At 40.4% G+C, this 19,728-nt stretch carries 22 protein-coding genes and 1 tRNA gene; 15 read left to right on the top strand and 8 right to left on the bottom strand.

The genetic code is table 11. The features are described from left to right. Positions 1-190: 190 nt before the first annotated feature. From H6G83_RS19075 to H6G83_RS36440, 5 genes are all read left to right on the top strand, one after another. Complete coding sequence (locus H6G83_RS19075; RefSeq protein ID WP_190475255.1) at positions 191-1,393, top strand: murein hydrolase activator EnvC family protein; 1,203 nt, start codon at positions 191-193, stop codon at positions 1,391-1,393. Positions 1,394-1,433: 40 nt separating this feature from the next. Continuing rightward, a tRNA-Arg gene (locus tag H6G83_RS19080) sits at positions 1,434-1,506 on the top strand. Between the two features lie 210 nt (positions 1,507-1,716). Further along, a complete protein-coding gene (locus tag H6G83_RS19085; RefSeq protein ID WP_190475172.1) occupies positions 1,717-2,478 on the top strand; it encodes a DUF4058 family protein in 762 nt (253 codons plus the stop codon). Positions 2,479-2,521: 43 nt separating this feature from the next. Continuing rightward, on the top strand, positions 2,522-2,650 hold the full coding sequence (locus H6G83_RS36435) for a hypothetical protein (RefSeq protein WP_390822329.1): 129 nt from the start codon (positions 2,522-2,524) through the stop codon (positions 2,648-2,650). Positions 2,651-2,653: 3 nt separating this feature from the next. Further along, positions 2,654-2,896, top strand: coding sequence for a XisI protein (locus tag H6G83_RS36440; RefSeq protein ID WP_390822331.1), 243 nt, complete (start codon positions 2,654-2,656; stop codon positions 2,894-2,896). 95 nt (positions 2,897-2,991) lie between these two features. Here the strand turns inward: H6G83_RS36440 and H6G83_RS19095 are convergent, their stop codons facing one another. After that, positions 2,992-3,450, bottom strand: a complete 459-nt coding sequence (locus tag H6G83_RS19095; RefSeq protein ID WP_190475175.1) for a hypothetical protein — start codon at positions 3,448-3,450, stop codon at positions 2,992-2,994. Between the two features lie 164 nt (positions 3,451-3,614). Between H6G83_RS19095 and H6G83_RS19100 the strand changes: the two genes are divergently transcribed. The 5 genes from H6G83_RS19100 (at position 3,615) to psb34 (ending at position 6,900) form a co-directional block, all read left to right on the top strand. Beyond that, positions 3,615-4,520 carry a YihY/virulence factor BrkB family protein gene (locus H6G83_RS19100; protein WP_190475177.1) on the top strand — a complete coding sequence of 302 codons (906 nt, stop codon included), beginning with the start codon at positions 3,615-3,617 and terminating at the stop codon, positions 4,518-4,520. 44 nt (positions 4,521-4,564) lie between these two features. Next, the gene (locus tag H6G83_RS19105; protein WP_242044681.1) at positions 4,565-4,981 is read left to right on the top strand and encodes a DUF4112 domain-containing protein; all 417 of its coding nucleotides are present in this window, start codon (positions 4,565-4,567) and stop codon (positions 4,979-4,981) included. A gap of 122 nt (positions 4,982-5,103) precedes the next feature. Continuing rightward, on the top strand, positions 5,104-6,039 hold the full coding sequence (locus H6G83_RS19110) for an alpha/beta fold hydrolase (RefSeq protein ID WP_190475178.1): 936 nt from the start codon (positions 5,104-5,106) through the stop codon (positions 6,037-6,039). 95 nt (positions 6,040-6,134) lie between these two features. After that, positions 6,135-6,461 (top strand): hypothetical protein, encoded by a 327-nt coding sequence (locus tag H6G83_RS19115; RefSeq protein WP_190475181.1) that lies wholly within the window; start codon positions 6,135-6,137, stop codon positions 6,459-6,461. A 268-nt stretch (positions 6,462-6,729) separates the two neighbouring features. Beyond that, positions 6,730-6,900, top strand: coding sequence for a photosystem II assembly protein Psb34 (gene psb34 / locus H6G83_RS19120; RefSeq protein ID WP_190475183.1), 171 nt, complete (start codon positions 6,730-6,732; stop codon positions 6,898-6,900). Between the two features lie 92 nt (positions 6,901-6,992). Here psb34 and crtH read toward each other — a convergent pair whose 3' ends face one another. After that, entirely contained in the window at positions 6,993-8,522 is a 1,530-nt protein-coding gene (crtH, locus tag H6G83_RS19125) for a carotenoid isomerase (protein ID WP_190475185.1), read from the bottom strand. A 580-nt stretch (positions 8,523-9,102) separates the two neighbouring features. Between crtH and upp the strand changes: the two genes are divergently transcribed. The 3 genes from upp (at position 9,103) to H6G83_RS19140 (ending at position 10,623) form a co-directional block, all read left to right on the top strand. Further along, positions 9,103-9,753, top strand: coding sequence for a uracil phosphoribosyltransferase (gene upp, locus H6G83_RS19130; RefSeq protein ID WP_190475187.1), 651 nt, complete (start codon positions 9,103-9,105; stop codon positions 9,751-9,753). 64 nt (positions 9,754-9,817) lie between these two features. Then, a complete protein-coding gene (locus H6G83_RS19135) occupies positions 9,818-10,168 on the top strand; it encodes a hypothetical protein (RefSeq protein ID WP_190475189.1) in 351 nt (116 codons plus the stop codon). Between the two features lie 176 nt (positions 10,169-10,344). Next, a complete protein-coding gene (locus H6G83_RS19140; RefSeq protein WP_190475191.1) occupies positions 10,345-10,623 on the top strand; it encodes a YggT family protein in 279 nt (92 codons plus the stop codon). 76 nt (positions 10,624-10,699) lie between these two features. On the opposite strand, the gene H6G83_RS19145 is transcribed toward H6G83_RS19140, so the two are convergent. Then, positions 10,700-11,122 carry a biotin carboxylase gene (locus H6G83_RS19145; protein WP_190475260.1) on the bottom strand — a complete coding sequence of 141 codons (423 nt, stop codon included), beginning with the start codon at positions 11,120-11,122 and terminating at the stop codon, positions 10,700-10,702. A 322-nt stretch (positions 11,123-11,444) separates the two neighbouring features. Between H6G83_RS19145 and H6G83_RS19150 the strand changes: the two genes are divergently transcribed. After that, a complete protein-coding gene (locus H6G83_RS19150; RefSeq protein WP_190475193.1) occupies positions 11,445-12,044 on the top strand; it encodes a hypothetical protein in 600 nt (199 codons plus the stop codon). A gap of 73 nt (positions 12,045-12,117) precedes the next feature. Here the strand turns inward: H6G83_RS19150 and H6G83_RS19155 are convergent, their stop codons facing one another. Beyond that, positions 12,118-12,990 (bottom strand): shikimate dehydrogenase, encoded by an 873-nt coding sequence (locus H6G83_RS19155; protein WP_190475195.1) that lies wholly within the window; start codon positions 12,988-12,990, stop codon positions 12,118-12,120. Positions 12,991-13,176: 186 nt separating this feature from the next. Between H6G83_RS19155 and H6G83_RS19160 the strand changes: the two genes are divergently transcribed. Next, positions 13,177-14,118: an alpha/beta fold hydrolase gene (locus H6G83_RS19160; RefSeq protein WP_190475197.1), complete on the top strand. Its 942-nt coding sequence runs from the start codon at positions 13,177-13,179 to the stop codon at positions 14,116-14,118. A 319-nt stretch (positions 14,119-14,437) separates the two neighbouring features. Here H6G83_RS19160 and H6G83_RS19165 read toward each other — a convergent pair whose 3' ends face one another. The 4 genes from H6G83_RS19165 to H6G83_RS19180 form a co-directional block, all read right to left on the bottom strand. Further along, on the bottom strand, positions 14,438-15,448 hold the full coding sequence (locus H6G83_RS19165) for an NAD-dependent epimerase/dehydratase family protein (RefSeq protein WP_190475199.1): 1,011 nt from the start codon (positions 15,446-15,448) through the stop codon (positions 14,438-14,440). A 25-nt stretch (positions 15,449-15,473) separates the two neighbouring features. After that, on the bottom strand, positions 15,474-16,034 hold the full coding sequence (locus H6G83_RS19170) for an SGNH/GDSL hydrolase family protein (RefSeq protein WP_190475201.1): 561 nt from the start codon (positions 16,032-16,034) through the stop codon (positions 15,474-15,476). Between the two features lie 237 nt (positions 16,035-16,271). After that, a complete protein-coding gene (locus tag H6G83_RS19175) occupies positions 16,272-17,441 on the bottom strand; it encodes a glycosyltransferase family 4 protein (RefSeq protein WP_190475203.1) in 1,170 nt (389 codons plus the stop codon). A 1,188-nt stretch (positions 17,442-18,629) separates the two neighbouring features. Next, on the bottom strand, positions 18,630-19,712 hold the full coding sequence (locus H6G83_RS19180; protein WP_190475205.1) for a peptidoglycan-binding domain-containing protein: 1,083 nt from the start codon (positions 19,710-19,712) through the stop codon (positions 18,630-18,632). Positions 19,713-19,728 lie beyond the last annotated feature (16 nt).

The following is a 19,728-nucleotide window of genomic DNA, read 5'->3' on the forward strand; positions in this document are numbered from 1 at the left end:
CCGCGACAGTTGAGTTTCGGCTTCTCTGCGAGACGCTAGGCGAACGGTCAACTACCGCGTAGTCGAAACTCGATTACCGCGCAGGCGAACCACTGCTCTTAAATTTTCAACTGTCTCCTTCAATGTTAGATTCTGCCAAGTTTGGGGAACAATGCAGTATGCTTGCAATCCTTTGGCTGAAGATAACGGCATGAAAGCGCCTATTGACCGACTAACAAAATTTGGGAAATTATGTATTGTATTGTGCTGTGTTTTGTCTGTGTTATTAGCATTAGTGCCAGTCTTGGCTAATACATCGCCTTCAATTGACACGCTAAAACAGCAGCAACAACAAATTCAACAAGAACGGCAAAATGTTGTACAAGAACGCGATCGCCTAAATAATTTACAACAAGCTGCACAAAATCGCCTGACTGGTATTGCTAACAATTTGCAAACCACCAACAGTCAAATTAAAGATAGTGAGTTGCGCTTACAGCAGGCTTCCCAGCGCCTACAACAGCTAGAGGCGAATTTAGCTGTGACACAAAAGGCTTATGAAGAACGTCAAGTGGCAACTGTAGCACGGTTGCGTTATCTTCAGCGATCGCCTATCAGTCAAGGATGGGCTGTTTTGCTACAAAGCCGAGATATTAGTGATTTTATCAGCCGTCGTCATCAGTTGAAGTTAGTTTATCAGGCAGATCAGCAAATTTTGGTGAAACTCAGCCAGCAAGCAGATTTAATTTATAAGCAAAAAACAGAAGTAGAAGAACAAAAAAATGAGATTGCTTTGATTAGAGAGCAATTATTGGCGCAAAAAGCCGATTATCAAACTCAAGCACAAACTCAGTCAGAATTGATACAGCGTTTAAATAGCGATCGCTTCGCCTTAGATGCTGCACAAAATCAACTGGAAAGAGATTCCCAAAATTTGGAAACTTTGATTCAACAAAAGATAGCCGAAGCGCAAGCCAGAGAGGAAGCGCAAGCCAAAGCCAACATCAGAACTAACGTCCTCGTCAAAGGAACAGGTTTATTTGCCCTTCCTAGCAGCGCACCGACAAGCAGTCCCTTTGGTTGGCGGGTACATCCCATTCTCGGCTATCGTCGCTTTCACGCTGGGTTAGATTTTGCCGCTAGTTATGGCAGTACAATTAGGGCTGCTGATTCGGGTACAGTGATTATGGCAGGCTGGTATGGGGGTTATGGTAGGACTGTGATTATTAGTCATGGTGGTGGCGTTACCACACTTTACGGCCATGCTAGTGAATTATATGTTTCCGAGGGGCAAACAGTCCAAAAAGGACAGGCGATCGCGGCTGTCGGTTCCACAGGCTTATCCACCGGGCCACACCTCCATTTTGAAGTGCGTCGCAACGGTACACCAGTCAACCCAGCCGATTATTTGTAGCGTCAAATGTTCTAGAGTATGATATAATCTTTCAATACGAGGGCGCGTAGCTCAGTGGATAGAGCAACAGATTCCGGTTCTGTTGGCCGGGGGTTCAAATCCCTCCGCGCTCGTTACTATACACATATAAAAGCATAAAATATTTTCCAGGGAGCAGTCAATAACAATTCAAAATTCGCGCATTCAAAATTCGCGCATTAAAGACATTTTGCCTACGGCACGCTACGCGAACAGTTGGGGATTTAAACCCCAACTGAAAATTTGCTACGTACAGACGTAGGGGTCTTTAACCCTCGGAATTACGATAACTAAGGTAAAGCGCAATGGGAAATCCATTTCCTGGGATGAACCCGTATTTAGAACAGACGGAACTTTGGCATCAAGTTCATAATCGTTTAATTGTAGCTATAGCTGATGATTTGACTCCTCAAATTGCGCCTAAATATCGAGTTTCCATAGAAGAGCGAGTTTACACCAGCGTAGACGATATCTTACTGGTAGGAATTGCTGATGTAGCCGTTACTAACCGTAACAGTTTAGATACAAACACAACTTTAACGGCTGCGAAACTTAGCAAACCTACTAAAGTAAAAGTTCCTATACCTGAACAAGTAACTGAACGATTTTTAGAGGTACGAGCCACTCAAAGTAAAGAAGTAGTAGCTGTAATTGAAATACTTTCACCCAAAAACAAAGTTTCCCAAGAAGGTAGAGCAGCCTATGAGAACAAACGGCACAAAATTTTAGCTTCTGCAACTAATTTTGTAGAAATCGACCTTTTAAAACAAGGTGAGCCAATGCCTATTTTAGGAGTGAAATCTACAAATTATAGTATCTTGGTCAGTCGCAGCTACGAAAGACCTGATGCAGATTTATATACCTTTGATTTGAAAAATCCAATTCCTGCTTTTCCTGTACCTTTGCGTAAGGGTGAAACTGAGCCAATTGTTGAATTACAAAGGTTATTAAATGAAGTTTATGAACGTGCTAGATTTGACTTGGCAATTGACTATACACAACCTTTAAAAATCAGGCGAGCGCTTGAAGAAGAAGCTTGGATAAAAGAAATTTTGGCAAAGATGTAGAAGCGCCGAGGAATCTATAGTTGGTATTAGTTTATATATCACAATGGATAAACTAGATAAATATCGCAGTATTATCAAGAAGATATTAACTGAGTATTACGAAATGGCTAATACTCAAGTTATTAGCAGTAGAGAAATTGAAGTGAGCGATACCTACGGTAAGCTACGCTAACGCTTGGCTTTTGATGAAGAAAGAAATCAATATCTTTGGTTTCGGTTTGGCTGGGATAACAAAAAGCTGATACAGCACATTATCATCTATCTGTGCATTAAAAATGGCAAAATTTGGGTGGAAGAAGACGCAACTAATTTATGCGTAGTTGATGATTTACTATCAGCAGGCATTCCTCAAAGTGATATTGTTTTAGGCTTCCATCATCCTAGTAAGCGAGGTTTTACAGAATTTGCTACAGCCTGAATAGACTAGGAGTTATTTTGAGGCTAAATAAGTAAAAACCTTACCAAGTCAGGGTTATTAATTTGTCAAGTGGACAAATTAATTGATAATTTACATCACTCCCCATTCCCTTTCGCTCTCTCCCTTGCCAAGCTATCAATTGCATCACCCAGGGCGGTGGTGAGGCTTTTACGGGTTTGGGCGTGGTTTTCTTGTTCAGTTTTCAAAGCTTGACGCAAGCGATCGCGTTCTTTGATCACCTCAACTAGTTTAGCTTTCAAGTCCTCCACAGTCCGGATTTGGGCTAATTCTTGCTGAATACCTACGCTAGCTTTAGCATCGGGTAATGTTTGCCCATCAATCCCCTTGAGTTGCTGAATTTCCGTTTTCAGGGATGCGATCGTTTGGCGGAAGAAATCTGCATCTGTGCGGCGTTGTTCTGCTTCTGTGTTGTAGAGTTTCCGCCACTTCTCAGCACTTTCCCAAGCAGCAGCGCGTTGTTGTTGTTCTTCTATTAGCTGTTGCTTGAGGGTTTGGATTTCTGCTAGCCACTGTTGGGTTAAGTCTTGACTCATAGATTGGGTGGGGGTTGGGTAATGGGGACTGGGGATTAATTACTATTCCCTCTGCCCAAGCTCATTTTATAAGTATTATTGAGGTAAAAAAAAGTAAATGGGTAGATGCGATCGCCTCCATAAATCTGGCAAATTAGAGAAAATCATCTGCCATCACTCAAATTATGTCTTTGCCTCGTTTTATTCGCTTCTTTCGTCATATCAGTTGGCGTACAATCCAGAAAACTTTTACTAGGACAACTGAAAGACGACTTTTAGGACTGGCTTCAGAAATTGCCTTCAATGCTATGTTATCTTTATTTCCGGCAATTCTCGCGGTACTTACAGCTATTGGTTTGTTTGCTGACTCCTTGCAGAACACCTTTAAGCAAATGGCTGGACAATTGAGTCAAGTTGTACCAGAGGAAGCGATGGTATTAATTCGTGATTTTGCTAGCCAAGAAATTGCCAATTCTCAAAATAGTGGCTTGTTTTCTCTGAGTTTTATCATCGCCCTTTGGACGGCTTCAGGCGCAGTGAATACCGCCATGACAGCCTTTGATCAAATCCATCAAATTCCTCAAGAAAAGATCCGCCCATTTTGGAAATCTAAACTTGTGTCTTTAGGATTGACGGTGGGTACTATCTTGCTGTTAGTTCTGGCTTCCTTCTTAGTTTTTATTAGTGATTTGTTGTTGGGAATGGTGGTGAATGAGAATAGTTATTTAATATTCTTATTGCATCTTTGGCAGTTGTTACGCTGGCCTTTAGCGTTAGGCATTGTGGCTACAGCATTTAGTTTTATTTATCGTTACGGGCCTAGTGTGTGGAATCGAGGCACACCAATTATGCCAGGGGCTATAATTGCCGCAGTTGGTTGGGCAATTTTGTCGGGCTTATTTCGCTTATATGTAGCAAATTTTGGTAACTATAACAAAGTTTATGGTGCAGTAGGGACAGTGATAGTTTTAATGCTGTGGCTGTGGATGAGTTCGGCTGTTTTATTAGTAGGCGACCAATTAAATGTAACTGTCGGTGAAGATATGCAGGCGAAAAAATATCGGAACTTACCACAAGAGGTTAGTCAATAAGTATAGTTACAGACATTGTAAAATTGCCAAAAAGCAGTAGAATATTGGACAATTTTATAGCGAAAAAACGAGCGATCGCCCGAATGCCTGAATCTTCTCCCAAATACTCTGACGTTGACTCTCATACCCAAGCAGCTACGATAAAGCGCCTACGTCAATTAAGCTATCTGTTAGATACAGTCATCAAAATTCCCGGTACACCGATAGCTGTAGGTTTAGATCCAATCATCGGAATAATACCTATTGGTGGCGATGCTTTAGGTTTAATCCTGTCCTGCTACATCGTGTTTGAAGCCTCGCGGCTAGGCGTGCCGAAAAAGATATTAGGTAGGATGATATTCAATATTATGATTGATAGTCTAGTAGGTAGCTTCCCCGTCATAGGCGACTTCTTTGACTTTGCCTGGACAGCGAATCAATACAACATCAAACTAATAGAAAAATACTTAAATGGTCATTAGTCATTAGTTTTTCTCCTCTACTCCCCCATCTCCCCCATCTCTCCCCAATCCCCAGTACCCAATCCCCAATTTCTGCTGTAAAATGCCTTAACGAGTGTTGAGATCACTCATTGAGCAAAGACATGAAAGATTGGTGGCAAGAAACTTTCCCCAGAGGGCGGCAAAGTCTGATAATTAGTGATGTTCATGGTTATCCTGTACAAATTGCATACGGTGAAAAGGGTACAGGTAAACCACTATTTTTGTTACATGGTATGGGTAGCTGGAGCTATAATTGGCGTTATAGCGTCGCTCCATTATCTAAGTATTTTCGAGTTATTTGTGTAGACTCTAAAGGCTTCGGTTTTTCTGAGAAGCCTTGTTTACGGCGCGAACAAAGTGGGCATCAAGTGATTGAATTAGAACGAATAATTCAACAATTATGTGATGAACCAGCAGTGATTGTGTCCGAATCTTTAGGCGCATTAATTGCTCTCGCTCTAGCACAAAAAAATCCCCAATTAGTTGGGCGGTTAGTAGTAATTAATGCCCCGATTTTTGCCGATAAGTTACCTCATTGGGCAATGTCGATACTGTCTCAAATGCCAATAGAATTATTGCAAACAATAGATTCTTTACGTCTAGCTTATTTATTTTCGCCAATAGTCAGGGAAATCATGGCAATAGAAAGGCGTAAAGTGTTATTTGATCCATCAATTCTTACCCAAGAAGATGTTTATTGGATTACTTACCCCTTTGTTGAGATTCCTGGTACTTTGGTAAAAGTTGCTGAGGATTTGCAAATAGCAGCTAAAGAAATTGAGAATTTGCAAGCAAATAAACCCAATATGCTAACTCAGATTCAGAAAAGATTGAGTGAAATTGATTGTCCTACATTAATCTTATGGGGTGATAAAGATAGTTGGTTTCCAGCTAGCCACGGCGAAAAATTGCATCAACAATTACCTAATTCCCAATTTCAAATTTTAGAGAACTGTTGTCATGATGCTTCTACTGGTGCTGCAAAAGTGGTAAATCAGGCGATTTTGAAGTTTTTGCAACAGACTGATTTTTGGTGAAAAGGCATCTGATACCAATTCTTTATTTAGCGCAGCTTCATAAAGAATTGGTATCAGAATAAATCTATTAGGATCTAATCTAATAGAGCAAGTTTATGAGGAAACAGCTAAAACTTGGAATAATTGGCGTGAAGGATTTTGAAATAGGTTTTGAAAAATTGGATAACTCAATAGACAAACTTTCTGAAAAGTTAGAAGAAATTATTAGTACAGTGTTTGATAGCCGCATTGAATCAGCGAGTCGAATCATTGAGCAAGCGATCGCACTTTATGAAAACCTCCTAGAACAGCAAGAAAAAGCTCATCAAGAAACTCTGGAACAACGCGAAGCTGAAAAAGAGTTTATTTATCAAAAGCGTCAACAACTTGAGCAAGTACAAAGTAACTTAGCAATTCTGCTCGGTCAATGCACTGTTCAGTAAATTGTCATCAGAGCGTTTTCGCTATGTGTATCAAAGGTTTAATTTAATTTCGGTAGACCGAAAAATGAGTGCGATCGCCATTTGAGAAACTGTCCCTGGCATGATGACACCACACCACAAAGATTTTGTCAAGTCATTGCCAAGACTACCTACTCATAAGTGAGTGTTATTAACGCTATCAGCCTTTTTCTGTCAAGTCCTGTTGACTTTTTGTAACAATACTGTTATATTTATTTACATAAGTTAATAAATCCTGAAAAAAAAAACTATGTATACCACTGTTAATGAAGACGGCGTTCTGAATAACTACGCAACTGAACCCAAGATGTACTACGCTGAATACCCAGCAATTTGGGAACAACGAAGATACGTTATACAAGGCTTGTTCGCTACTTTAATAGTTACTGCTCTAGTTTTAGTCGGTATTAGTGTTAGCTAAACTTTTTTGATTTCGGTATCGCTGTATCTCATCGTCATTCGGGCTTCTTCTATCAGCCTCGGTACTCAACACCGAGGTTTTTTATTGCGCCACTAGTCCCTAACCTTTATCCCCAAATCGGCGGCGATGCGATGGGCGCAGGCGAAGCCGGAAAAGGCGACGGCGTTTAAACCCTGGCCGGGAAATGTGCTGTCGCCTACGCAATAAAGCCCCTTGATGGCGGTGCGGTTAAAGGGCATGGATAACAACCCCTGTAGTTTCCGTTTGGGTATGGGGCCATAAGTACCATCATCTCTCCCCAAAAAGCGGCGATGGGTGCGGGGTGTGCCTACTTCCAAATAATCTAAACCTGCATCTAACCCTGGGAATATTTTCTCTAGTCGGTCAATAATGCACCAGGCTATCTCTTCTTTCTTGGCTTCGTATTCGCTTGCAGATAACCCCTGCCAATCATTGATCCAGTGGGGTGTAAAGGCATGAATTATATGATATCCCTCTGGGGCTAATTCTGGGTCGAGTAATGTGGGAATGGAGACAAACAGGGTTCCCTCTGGTTTGGTCATATCTTGCCAGTTTTCCAAGATGATGTGATGACATTCTGTTCCCTGTGGCAAAACTGACTGTTTTACTCCCATATGTAGGCTGAGAAAACTGGGCGATTTTTGATAATTCTGTTGCCAGTTTTTCTCATTAGTTGGTAGTTGTTCTACAGGTAGCAATTTTTCAAAGGTATCCCACCGTGTAGCATTAGAAACTACCCGTTTGGCTCGATAAATTTCCCCGTTAGTTAATTGCACACCGACAGCACACCGGCTTTCGGTGATGATTTTTGTTACTTTGGCTTGATATTTAATCTGACCGCCGGCTTTTTCTAGCCCTTGTGCCAGTTTTTGAGCAATTTGACCGACTCCGCCTTTGGGGTAATTGACACCGCCGTAATGCCTATCAGAAAAGACCATACCTGCATTAATCATTGGTGTCATCTGGGCTGGAACTACCGACCAGCAGTAACATTCCATATCGATAAATTTCAATAATTCGGGGTCTTTGATGTAGCGTTGGGCAACTTCCCCGACATTTTGAGGTAGATACTTAAGTAATCCTAAACAAGCTAATGGATGCTGTAAAAATGTCCGTAGTAAATATCGAGGTTCTTCTAGTGACAACAACTCTATGCGGTTGAGGCAATTAAATACTTGCCAACACTCGTCATAAAAGCGACGTATACCGATTTGTTCATGAGGAAAGTAAGCAGCAAGATTTTGCAAAAATTTATCATAAACTCGCTCAACTTTGAGGTTTAAGTTGTTGGGCAAGTGATAGTGAATCTGTACGGGGTCGGCGATCGCATCTACACTAGTATCTACAGCTTGTAAGGCGCGGGTGAGTAAGTTCGTTGTCCCTTGGCTACCCAACCCGAAAATCATCGAAGCCCCAACATCAAACCGATATCCTTGACGCTCAAAGTAACCAGCACTGCCACCAGGAATTATATAACTCTCTAACACCAGCACTTTTGCTCCCTTGGCTGCAAGTTGGGTAGCTGTCACTAACCCACCAATGCCAGAACCGATGACAATGACATCAAACAAATTATCCCAGGAGTTAGTCTTTACGGACATAAACGCGGCGTTACCATGAAATCAACCAGCCAAACCGTATTTCATAATACTTCTATTGAGCGAATTTTACGCATTTTTCTTAAATCAGTTATCAGTTATCAGTTATCAGTTATCAGTTATCAGTTATCAGTTATCAGTTATCAGTTATCAGTTATCAGTTATCAGTTATCAGTCCTGACGGCGTATGGGGGGATAAAGAAGCGCCGAAATACGCCTTCCATTAATTGGTGTGGTGTTTCACCAACGTATTTAACTGTCCCCTGTCCCCTGCTATATCTGTGTTTCTACTTACACAAAAAAGAGGGACGAGCCTGCTACCGCCGGCTAATCCCGTCTGCCGATCCTTAAAGAGAGGAGAACACTGATTAATAATATAACCCTGATTGAGAATAGCTGTCAACTACTAATGAAAATTTTTTGCATTAAATTCTCATGGCTGAGGTGCGATAAGCTCACCCGCCGTTGGCGATCGCACAATCTCATCAATTAAGAAATACAAATTACGAATTATGAATTACGAATTGCAAGAAAGAGTATGATGATGTTTCAGTTCTCATAGAAAAAGTGGCTATATCCGGCTATGACGGTACAACTGCGTGTTTACGTTCCTCCCCATCCTCTGATTAAGCACTGGCTGGCAGTTGCCCGTGATGCTGCCACACCTTCAGTCTTATTTCGTAGCGCTATCACCGAGTTGGGTAGATGGCTAACTTATGAAGCGGCGCGGGAATGGTTGCCTACAGAAGAAACGACAGTACAAACGCCCTTAGATGTCTGTGCAGCGACGGTAATTAACCCCCAAGTGCCTGTGGCAGTCGTGCCAATACTGCGGGCAGGGTTAGGCTTATTAGAGGGGGCGCAAACGGTACTACCTTTGGCTTCAATTTACCATCTGGGCTTAGTACGGAATGAGGAGACATTGGCAGCTTCCTGTTACCTCAACAAATTACCAGATAAATTTGACCCGCAAACCAGGGTGTTAATTACCGATCCGATGCTGGCGACGGGCGGATCTATTATGAAAGCTATGTCGGAGTTAACCCAGCGTGGTGTAGAGCCATCTTTAGTTAGAATTGTTTCAGTAGTAGCAGCACCTCCAGCCTTGCAAAAATTGAATGCGGCTTATTCTGGGTTGATAGTTTACACTGCCACAATTGATGAAACGGTAAATGACAAAGGCTTTATCGTGCCAGGCTTGGGTGATGCAGGCGATCGCATTTTTGGGACATGAGCTAGTATGCAGCTAAGAAAGGAACATAACTTAACTCATATTAAAATTTCTTCAAGGCGGTATTATGAATCAGCGTGATGGTTTTGCCACCGGTTTTTTTGCAGGGGCGGTATTCGGCGGCGTAGTCGGTGGTATTCTAGGAGCCGTGATTGCTTCCCGACGGGATGAAGAATTGCCAGAAGACGAGAAAGACTTGATCAATGGCTCAGGTGAAAGTAAGAAAGTGTCAAGCAAACGCCGTCAAATGCTATCCTCAGATGAGGATAACCAAGACATGGAATTAGCAAGGCGATCGCTAGAAGATAAAATTGCCCAACTTAACGCTACCATAGACGATGTGAGGAAGCATCTGGGAAATGTTAATGGTAGCCCTAGTCAATCAAGTGGCGATCGCTCACTCAACAAAGATGCTTAAATTTATAGCAGGGGACAGGGGATAGGGAACAGGGAACAGGCTGGAAGTTCAGTTTCTCACGCCCCGTTCCTGAATAATGGCGGTTAACGCGGCAATTATCTACATACGTCGTAGCATAGACTAAATTAAAATCAAATAAGACCGCTTTTGACACTTAGCAGGAAACCAAACCATCAATGATTTTACTGATTCAGACACTCATAACCTTTATCAGCATTTACAGCTATTTGCTGATTATCCGAGTTCTGTTGACTTGGTTCCCCCAAATCAACTGGTACAATCAACCATTTGCCGCTTTAAGCCAAATAACTGACCCCTACTTAAATCTATTTCGCTCAATTATTCCCCCCTTGGGTGGTATGGATTTTTCTCCCATCCTGGCCTTTCTTGCACTTAATGTAGTCAGTGGACTTCTCACCAACCCTTATCTTTTGCGCTTGTTGGGAGCGTATTAACTCTGCAAGTGTTTGATCGTCGAGATAAATTAGGGTGGACTTAGCCACCCTAATTAAAATTATTCTTACTAAAACCTTATCGCCGCACTTGGGCGCTAAACCCAGAAGCTTTAAATTGCTTCAGCTTTAAAGGTAAAGGCTGATTTGCAGGTACAGAAATTCTTAATTCAAAATCACTAATTCCTGGTGGAACTTCAGCAATAGAACCAAGACGGGTGCGGTTTTGTATTATCGGGTCGTTATTCGCATCATAAATGCGCCCGAATATATCTGCATCGTAGACAGTTTTATAAGTGCCATTTTCGGCTTTCCCAGTCACAATAAAGCAATTAGCCGCCGCCGCACTTCCGCCACTAGTAACAGCACCCTTCGCCAATTCTGCTGGACATTCACTGTAGGAAAGGTCAAATAGTTTAATTTGGGTTAACGCCAGAGCCGGCGGAGTCCATACCCATGAGATAAATGCTATGAGGCAGGACATGATGATACTTGCAATCATTCGTGAATATTTGCCTCTAACTACAGGCTGAACATTCAATATTATTGCTCTACTGTTTTTCTTTTGCATATCTGTATAAGGTAGCAAGGATACATACTTAAACTGTATAACGGGGAGTGGGCAGTGGGGGAGATGTAGCTTGCTTCCCGTAGGGTGGAAGAAAGAGGAAAGGGGAAAGGGGAAAGGGAAAAATTCAACCCTTTACCCCTTACCTCTTCCCCTTTTTTCGGACTATGGACTAATGACTATGGACTAATGACTAATGACTTTTATTGACTTTTGTAATAATTATGAAATTATACCCTTGTCGCAATTTTAAGTTATGACTCCAGATGAGATTGCTACGGTCTTGCAAAAAGCTTTTAAGCGTTGTGATGCGGCTAGCTGTCCTCTCACTGATAGGCAGAAAGAGATATTATTGCAATTGGTTGAGGAAGTTAAAGGAAAATCTCTGTCTGGTAAGTCAGATACTCTCAATCCTTTGGATGAACTGACACCGGAGGAATTAGAAGTATTTTTAGCGTTTGTGAAAACAGAAGAACAACAAAACCGTACTTGGAAGGTACAATTACTCAACGACTGGCTACATAACCAAGATTCAGGAAATGTGCAGTTTATTCGGGAAAGATATGGGTTGCAGTGGTTAAACAGTGTTGAGTCGTATCATTTTGACAAGTATGCTTATTTTGGGGATGCACTGAAATTAAGGATAGGCGATCGCATTGAAGTTTCCAATGCCCTTTGGGAATGGGTACAAGATGATGGCCCCTGCAAACGCGAATGGTTTCTCGCCACCGTCATTCAAATGAATGAAGTTAGTGAGGCTACTAACTGCGTTGTCCGCTTTTATAATGGCGCTGAGTATGAAATCCAAGGCGTTTACGATTGGAATCGCTACAATTGGCGCTGGCCGAAGAAGTAATGTTAGAGACTGGGGACTGGGGACTGGGGGAGCAGAGGAGAATAACAACTGTCAACTGTCAACTGTCAACTGACTATTCTCCCAAACCTAGTTGTTTTTTCAATGCTTGACGCATGACATCCACAGGTATATTGTCCTGTTGTAACCAGATTTTTAAAGCGGCGACACCTTGCTGAACTAACATTTCTAAACCGTCTATAGCAATTGCGCCTTGTTGTTGGGCTTTTTGTAGAAATTGCGTCGGTTGCGGAATATAGATTAAATCATAGGCAATAGCACCTGCTGGTAAATCTGTCAATGCCTCACTACTCAAGGGCGACTCATCAATTTTAGGATACATTCCTATCGGCGTTGTATTTACCAATAGGTTAGCTTGCGGAATCAGCTTTGCTAAATGATCCCAGCTATGCACCTGTAAATTCTCCCCAATGGGTGAATTTTCCCAACTGTGGCGAAATTCTTCTAAGCGTTGCACATTTCGCCCTACGACATGAATTTCTGCAAAACCCAATTGATGACAACCTGCAACCACAGCCCTAGCAGCGCCACCATTACCTAAAATTACAGCCGTCTTTTGACTCCAATCTTGCTTATAGGTGGTTTGTAAAGGAGAAATAAACCCTTCTATATCCGTGTTCGTCCCCACCCATTGATTATCTCGACGGGTAACAGTATTTACCGCACCGATAGCTTGGGCGATGGGGCTAATTTCATCAAGTAGAGGAATGATAGCTTGTTTATGGGGAATGGTCACACTAAACCCTTCTACACCAATACTAGCTAAACCTGCGATCGCCACCTCTAGATTATCCGGTGCTATGGGAAAAGGCAGATATACATAATCTAATCCCAATTGTGCTAACGCTGCATTGTGCATCACCGGGGAGAGCGAATGTTCCACCGGATGTCCAATTACCCCTAATAGTTTAGTTTTGCCTGTAATCATTGTTTTAGTCAGTTATCAGTTATCAGTTATCAGTTATCAGTTATCAGTTATCAGTTATCAGTTATCAGTTATCAGTTATCAGTTATCAGTTATCAGTTATCAGTTGTTATTTTCCCCTTTCCCCTTTCCCCTTTCCCCAATACCTACTCTACAATTATTAAAAGCTACTTAACATTTCTTAGGAATATGCAGGCAACTACAGCGCCTTCTACAAAACCGATACCTGGACAATATTGGCAGTGGCGAGGGCATAAAATTTACTACGTGCGTGCGGGAGAAAAGCATCCACAGCGTCCACCGTTGTTATTGGTGCATGGCTTTGGTGCTTCTACAGACCACTGGCGTAAGAATATCACAGGATTGTGTAATGATTTTGAAGTATTTGCGATCGACCTTTTAGGTTTTGGGCGTTCAGCTAAACCCAAGTTGCAGTATAGCGGTGATTTGTGGCGTGACCAACTGCACGATTTTATCAGTGAAGTCATCGGTCAAAAAGCAGTGTTAGCGGGTAATTCCCTCGGTGGTTATGCTTGCTTATGTACTGCATCTCAACGTTCTGAGAGTGTGGCTGGTGTAGTATTACTGAATAGCGCAGGGCCATTTAGCGAAACTCAGTCTACATCGGAACCAGAAGCTTTACAATCACAAATCCAACCTCCCAAGCAACCATCCCCTATACAAAAACTTTTAGGTGATAGTATTAAGTGGATTTTTCAACAACCCTTAGCCCAATTCTTCTTATTTCAATACGTCCGTCAAGGTTGGGTAATTCGTCAAACTTTAGAAAAGGTATATCTTGATAAAAGTGCAATCACAGACCAATTAGTAGAAGAAATTGCCCGTCCTGCTTACGATGCTGGTGCTTTGGATGTATTTGTCTCAGTTTTTAGCAGTCCTCAAGGGGAAAAAGTTGATGTTTTATTAAAGCAATTAACTTGTCCGCTATTGCTGTTGTGGGGTGAGGCTGATCCTTGGATGAATGCTAAAGAACGTTCTCAAAAGTTTCGCCTATATTATCCAGAACTCACAGAACATTTTCTCAGGGCTGGTCATTGTCCCCATGATGAAGTTCCAGATCAGGTAAACCCACTTTTACGAGACTGGGTTTTATCAATTTCTCAATCATAAGTAAAACAGTGTAAATAATTCAAGTTTGTAGTAAGGACTTTAGTCCTTAGAAATGGCTAAAACTCTTACTACAAACTGAATATCTACAGCTTTATCATCTATTTAGTCATCTCTTATAGCCTTTCCCAATCTACTGAGGTACTACTCTTAGACAATAATATCTTTACCTATTATATCAAGTTCGGCTAATTACTTATAATATGGTTGTTTTGGTCGGTAATGGGTAATAGCTAATAGGTAATTGTTTTCTACCATTAGCAATTACCAATTACCGATTACCAACCCCGAAGATATGATAAGTGATTAAGCGGACATGATATTATTTGGTAGTTTTTTCAGTAATTAAGCATGATGCCGATAACCACTCAATGTAATTGGTTAATCCTACATCAAGGGAAACTAAAGGTTGCCATCTTATTAAATCTTTAGCCTTGGTGATGTCTACATTCACTTCTTGAAAGTCAGCTACTCTTGTAGGCAAATATTCAATTAAACTTTGCGATTTAGTTAAGTAAATTATTTTTCTTGCTAGTTCTATTACTGTGGTATCTTTACCTGAACCGATATTAAAACTCTGCCCATTAGCTTGATTGGATAATGCTGCTTGAATATTAGCTCTAACAACGTCTTTTACATAAACAAAATCACGAGATTGATTACCTGAACCAAAAATACTTAGCGGCTGATTTCGCAATGCTCGTTCTGTGAATATTGCTAGGACTCCAGAACCTCCTTGATACTGTTGTCTGGGGCCATAAATATTAGTATATCTTAGTCTTACTGTTGGTAAATTAAACTCGTCATTAAATACTTTCAAATAAGCCTCTGCTGATGCTTTACTGGCTGCATAAGGTGAAAGTAACGAATTAGACATTGCTAGAATCGGTAAAGACTCACTAACTTTAGGAGTTGGACTGGTAGCATCACCGTATAGATTTGTAGAGGCTAATAAAAATTTTTTGACTCCTGTTTTGTGTGCTGCGAAAAGTAAATTCAATGTTCCTTTTGCATTTACTTCAAAATCAAACATGGGATCTTGGACAGCTTTTGCCGGATTAATCTGTGCTGCTTGATGAAATACAAAATCAACTCCTTCTACAGCAGACTTGACATCTTCTGGATTACGTACATCACCAAGTAAAAACTCAGCTTGGCTATTAATATTATCCGCTTTGCCTGTAGAAAGATTATCCAATATCCTGACTTGACAACCTATTTCAATTAGTGAATCAACTAAATGAGAACCGACAAAACCAGCGCCGCCTGTTACCAAAGCTTTTGCACCAGATAGGTCTAGTCCATCTATTGAAAGCTCTTGAATAGTTGACATAATTTAAATTTAGGATTTGATAGTTTTATGTGGTTAAAAGTGATTTAGCTAAAAATTTAGCTATTTTAATATTGGCTTCGTGGGTGAAGTGAACGCCATCTATAAGGTCGTTTTCTTCTATATGTTTATGTAAATCTATAAATGTAACATTTTCTATTTCGGACAGTTTTGCATTGTATTCATCTATTAGTAATCTTGCTTGCTTGTCATACCACAAAAAATGTCTATGATAGAAAAAAGGAGGTATGGATAAGAGATATACTTTCTTGCGGCAAATCCGACAGACACGTATTATTTGCTTAACGTTATCAATATACATATCTACTGGAAACTTGTTACGACTATCATTAGTTCCTATGAGAAGTATTACTCCATAAACATCTGGGTATTTACTAACAATAGAGTAAGCTGTTCTCGCTACTTCAGATGATGTTATGCCATTAACGGCTTCTGTAATGCAATACCATTCTTCAGATGTAAGTTCTGATAATTCTTTAGCAAGTTCTAGCGGATAATTCCGCATATATCTGTCTCTTGCACCAAAAGTTAGGCTATCACCCAGACATAAAAGAAGGTTGTAAATCATTGAATATTTTGCTATTAAAAAATAAAGCTACTTCAAACAGAAATATTCTGACTGATGTAATTAATTTTTTCTGAATTTAATTTTCTCAACTTATATTACTATGATTTTCTTTAAAATAATATTTTTTACATTAAAAAATTTTATAAATAATAAATCAATTATCTATACAATTAATAACTATAAGTTTGTCAAGTACTCTAAGAGAGATTTTGAGATATTCAACGTGTAAATTATTTGTTATGAGTTAACTAACTCATAATAAACAGCACGAGTTTGGCTACAAATGGATGCTATGCGAAAGCGATCGCTAGCAATCTCACGACCCCTAGCGCCTAAAAGCTTTGCTTGGTGTGGATTAGCTAAAAGCCTGAGAATAGCTTGACTTAGCGCTTGAGGGTCGCCAAAAGGCACTAACAGACCAGAACTTCCTTCCTCAACTATATAAGGTACTCCGCCGACTGCGGTGGCAACTACTGGCTTACCTGCGGCCATTGCTTGCTGCACTACCATAGGTGAAACTTCTTCTTGAGAAGGCAGAACTAACATCTGACACTCAGCAAAAGCCTGATAAAGTTCCTCATCATGAAGATGTCCCCGAAAAATAATTTGCTTTTCCAGTTTATTGTTTTCAACGTAAGAATGCAGCAATTTCTCATATTCAGGCTCAAGCACATTTCCTGCTAAATGTAACTCTACATCAGGATATACTTGGCGAACTAATTCTATGGATTTGATGAGGGTGAGTATTCCCTTACGGACATTAATAGTACCTGCAAAAAGTATCCGATAGGGCTGGGAATAGTCTTCTAATTGAAAGTAAGCCTCATCCACAGGATTACTAATACAGTAATGTTTAGGAATTGGAAAATTATTGAGCATTTCACTAACATAGGGTGAAATAACAATCACATGGTGAATATGTTTTAGTGTCTTTACTTCAAAAGAAATATTGAAATAACCTTTAATTTTCCTATAAATCTGGTGAAATATTCCTACCTCTGTATAGTCAAGCCTACCTTCCTTTTGCAAAATCCCATGTATAGTAAAGACAGTAGGAAAACTCCAGTTTTGTGCAGCATAGCCGTAGAAGTTTGTTCCATGAACATGAACTATGTCAGGGCAAATCCTCTCTATAGTGCGAATCAACCACTGACGTTCTTGATAATAAAAGGCAAGTTGACTAATTCCCTGGACTGCTTGTTTGACATGAATCGTTATACCGGGTTGAGAAACTAATTGTTCTTGCCGATCAAAGTCTACGGTAACTATATGAATTTCTAAATCTTCAAAATGCTTAAGACCATTAACTAAGTTTTTGACTACAGCCTGAATGCCACCTGTAACTTTGCTAGGATTAATTGGGTAAGGCCCAACTATAGCTAGTCGCAATTTCTGAGTAGTATTCATTTTGATAGGATTTTCAGAAAATATCAATTTTGGGATTTGTCTTTTGATATTACAAGAAATTTGTTAATCGTGCCTTAGCTTAAGAAATATGTTACCTAAGAGGCTATTTATAAAGTAAATATTAAGTAGTGGCGTGACCGGACTAATTTTGTGCATTAGCCAACAATCTATCATCTTGTTCATCTGCGTTTATCTGCGTTTATCTGCGTTCGATTTTTTTCAAATTTATAGTCTAGACAGTCCACTACTACAATTTAAGGTTTACTTTATAAATCATCTCTAAGCACGGGGATTCACAGAGAACTCTCGGTGGAAGTTTCTTCCGTGCAGAACTTCGGTCATCACAAAGTCTTTGCCAATGCAACACAGTACCTTTACCAGTGAGGTAGTAGACTAGATACAAGGGCTGATCAACAGACTACTGACCACTGACACCCACAGGGTAATAAACAGGGTAATAAAAAAGCAGCCCACGTCTGTGGGCTTGTTTAGATTATTTAAAGTGCATAAAGTACCCTAAATAAAATATTTCGGTTCTTGAGTACGCCATCTTAGATGGTAGCGTTATCCTAGTTTTCTCACTAGAGACTCAAGCGTAAATTATGACACTCCTTGCATTATTTATAATACTTTACCATTTCTTCATCTGCAAAACACTAAAATATTGAAAAACCTGGTCTAGGTAGACCAGGTTCTTCAAATTCACAGGATTTCAAAGTGGTTAATTTAATAAGAGAGTAGTTGAGAAAGTTTACAAATAGGGTGGACTTAACAATTCACAAACTCAGCAATCTCTGTTTTTCCGCTTTGGGATTTGGCTTTGCCTGCTTTAAGCTTTTTGCCACAGTACATCAAAATATGCTGAAATTTGCTTGGGCTGATGACGGGAGACACCGAGTCATTTACCCTTTAACTTTGGTTTTGTTTGGTGTCTTGATATTTAAGTTAGCACCTAATTTAGGGTAAGCCAGCGTTTGTTTACTAAAGTTGATATTTTGTAGATTTTCGCAATAAGGGCTAGTGGGGAAGATGTGGTTTGACTGCGCGGTAGTTGAGCGTAGTCGAAACTCACCAACTGGGAGATGAGGGAGTAACCCACCCCTAGCCCCTAAGAGGAGGGGAAAGAGGAGATGAGGGAGAGTTGCTAATGATAACTGTCAACTGTCAACTGTCAACTGTCAACTGAATCTAATGCCCATCACTAGACCAATGGGGGCGATCGCTTGCTAGTTTAATTACACCATAAGAGCGTCCCACATCCCATAATGTAGGGTTTTCGTAGCTTGTTCTCGGCTCATTAATATTAACTATATTGCCATTAGCATTTTTCACTTTTAATGTTCCTGTCCAAGAGATTTCCCAGTCAATGGCTAAACCTCTGGTATGGCGAGAAGTTAGCGCGGGACGAAAAGCAATATTATAAGCAGACACCATTTCGCTGGCTGCTTGAATAGAAATGGCGTTGTTGTAATGTACCCAATTAATATCTACATTAGGCATGGGTGGGACATTTTGGGCAGCAATTTCATTTCTACTAATTCTAAAAGCGTAGTGCATTAAATAAGCCCGTTCTGGAGGACGCAATACGGAGGCTATACTGATAGTAGCGCCTGCATCTTGTAAAGCAAGTTCAAATGCTTGTACTCTCTGGCGGAAAGGGGAAGCTAAATCATCAATTGCATCTCTGTCGGGGAAAAAATTCACCCAATTTCTACCACTGAGGCGTTGTCTTAATCGTTTAGCATACTCAGTAATGTTGTCTATAGCTGGTGTAAAATCATCACCGAGTTTGGCTTTTGTGGCGTTAGAAAGTTGTTGAGTTAAATCAGCAGGAAAATTTACATCTCTTTTTTTGTAAGCTTCTGCTAATCCTCTAATACTATTATTGCCGAAATCACCATCAGCTACTAAGGGGGGATTTAAAGTGGCGATCGCAGTTAAACTTTTTTGTAAATCTTTGACTTCATTATCGCCAAAATTGAGATAAGCTAAAAGTCTCTTCACTCCATTGGCATAAAAAGCAATATATACTGCAAACTCTTGTGCTAATGCTTTTTCATAAGTAGTAATATCGACAATTCCCGTCACCCTCAAACCATTTTTAGTTTGATACTCACGGGTAGCTTTATCAGTAATATTGCCAAAATCACCATCTACCGCACCAATGGGAAAATCATTATCTAATAGGAATCTTTGCCAAACAGTGACATTTCGGCCTTCAGAACCTCTTTGCAGGGTAGGAAGTTGCAAAGCCTCAATTCTCCAACTCATAGTGTGATACAATGTA

Origin of the sequence: Anabaena azotica FACHB-119, assembly GCF_014697625.1 — a bacterium.
GTDB classification, from domain to species: domain Bacteria; phylum Cyanobacteriota; class Cyanobacteriia; order Cyanobacteriales; family Nostocaceae; genus Trichormus; species Trichormus azoticus_A.

Excerpts from the sequence above, each read along its gene's own strand:
- psb34 (WP_190475183.1), top strand. The coding sequence starts at position 6,730 with ATGTATACCACTGTTAATGAAGACGGCGTTCTGAATAACTACGCAACT.
- H6G83_RS19135 (WP_190475189.1), top strand. The coding sequence starts at position 9,818 with ATGAATCAGCGTGATGGTTTTGCCACCGGTTTTTTTGCAGGGGCGGTA.
- H6G83_RS19165 (WP_190475199.1), bottom strand. The coding sequence starts at position 15,448 with ATGTCAACTATTCAAGAGCTTTCAATAGATGGACTAGACCTATCTGGT.
- H6G83_RS19160 (WP_190475197.1), top strand. The coding sequence starts at position 13,177 with ATGCAGGCAACTACAGCGCCTTCTACAAAACCGATACCTGGACAATAT.
- H6G83_RS19140 (WP_190475191.1), top strand. The coding sequence starts at position 10,345 with ATGATTTTACTGATTCAGACACTCATAACCTTTATCAGCATTTACAGC.
- H6G83_RS19095 (WP_190475175.1), bottom strand. The coding sequence starts at position 3,450 with ATGAGTCAAGACTTAACCCAACAGTGGCTAGCAGAAATCCAAACCCTC.
- H6G83_RS19145 (WP_190475260.1), bottom strand. The coding sequence starts at position 11,122 with ATGATTGCAAGTATCATCATGTCCTGCCTCATAGCATTTATCTCATGG.
- H6G83_RS19175 (WP_190475203.1), bottom strand. The coding sequence starts at position 17,441 with ATGAATACTACTCAGAAATTGCGACTAGCTATAGTTGGGCCTTACCCA.
- H6G83_RS19150 (WP_190475193.1), top strand. The coding sequence starts at position 11,445 with ATGACTCCAGATGAGATTGCTACGGTCTTGCAAAAAGCTTTTAAGCGT.
- H6G83_RS19110 (WP_190475178.1), top strand. The coding sequence starts at position 5,104 with ATGAAAGATTGGTGGCAAGAAACTTTCCCCAGAGGGCGGCAAAGTCTG.
- H6G83_RS19155 (WP_190475195.1), bottom strand. The coding sequence starts at position 12,990 with ATGATTACAGGCAAAACTAAACTATTAGGGGTAATTGGACATCCGGTG.
- H6G83_RS36435 (WP_390822329.1), top strand. The coding sequence starts at position 2,522 with ATGGATAAACTAGATAAATATCGCAGTATTATCAAGAAGATATTAACT.
- H6G83_RS19075 (WP_190475255.1), top strand. The coding sequence starts at position 191 with ATGAAAGCGCCTATTGACCGACTAACAAAATTTGGGAAATTATGTATT.
- H6G83_RS19100 (WP_190475177.1), top strand. The coding sequence starts at position 3,615 with ATGTCTTTGCCTCGTTTTATTCGCTTCTTTCGTCATATCAGTTGGCGT.
- upp (WP_190475187.1), top strand. The coding sequence starts at position 9,103 with ATGACGGTACAACTGCGTGTTTACGTTCCTCCCCATCCTCTGATTAAG.
- H6G83_RS19170 (WP_190475201.1), bottom strand. The coding sequence starts at position 16,034 with ATGATTTACAACCTTCTTTTATGTCTGGGTGATAGCCTAACTTTTGGT.
- H6G83_RS19115 (WP_190475181.1), top strand. The coding sequence starts at position 6,135 with ATGAGGAAACAGCTAAAACTTGGAATAATTGGCGTGAAGGATTTTGAA.
- H6G83_RS19085 (WP_190475172.1), top strand. The coding sequence starts at position 1,717 with ATGGGAAATCCATTTCCTGGGATGAACCCGTATTTAGAACAGACGGAA.
- crtH (WP_190475185.1), bottom strand. The coding sequence starts at position 8,522 with ATGTCCGTAAAGACTAACTCCTGGGATAATTTGTTTGATGTCATTGTC.
- H6G83_RS19180 (WP_190475205.1), bottom strand. The coding sequence starts at position 19,712 with ATGAGTTGGAGAATTGAGGCTTTGCAACTTCCTACCCTGCAAAGAGGT.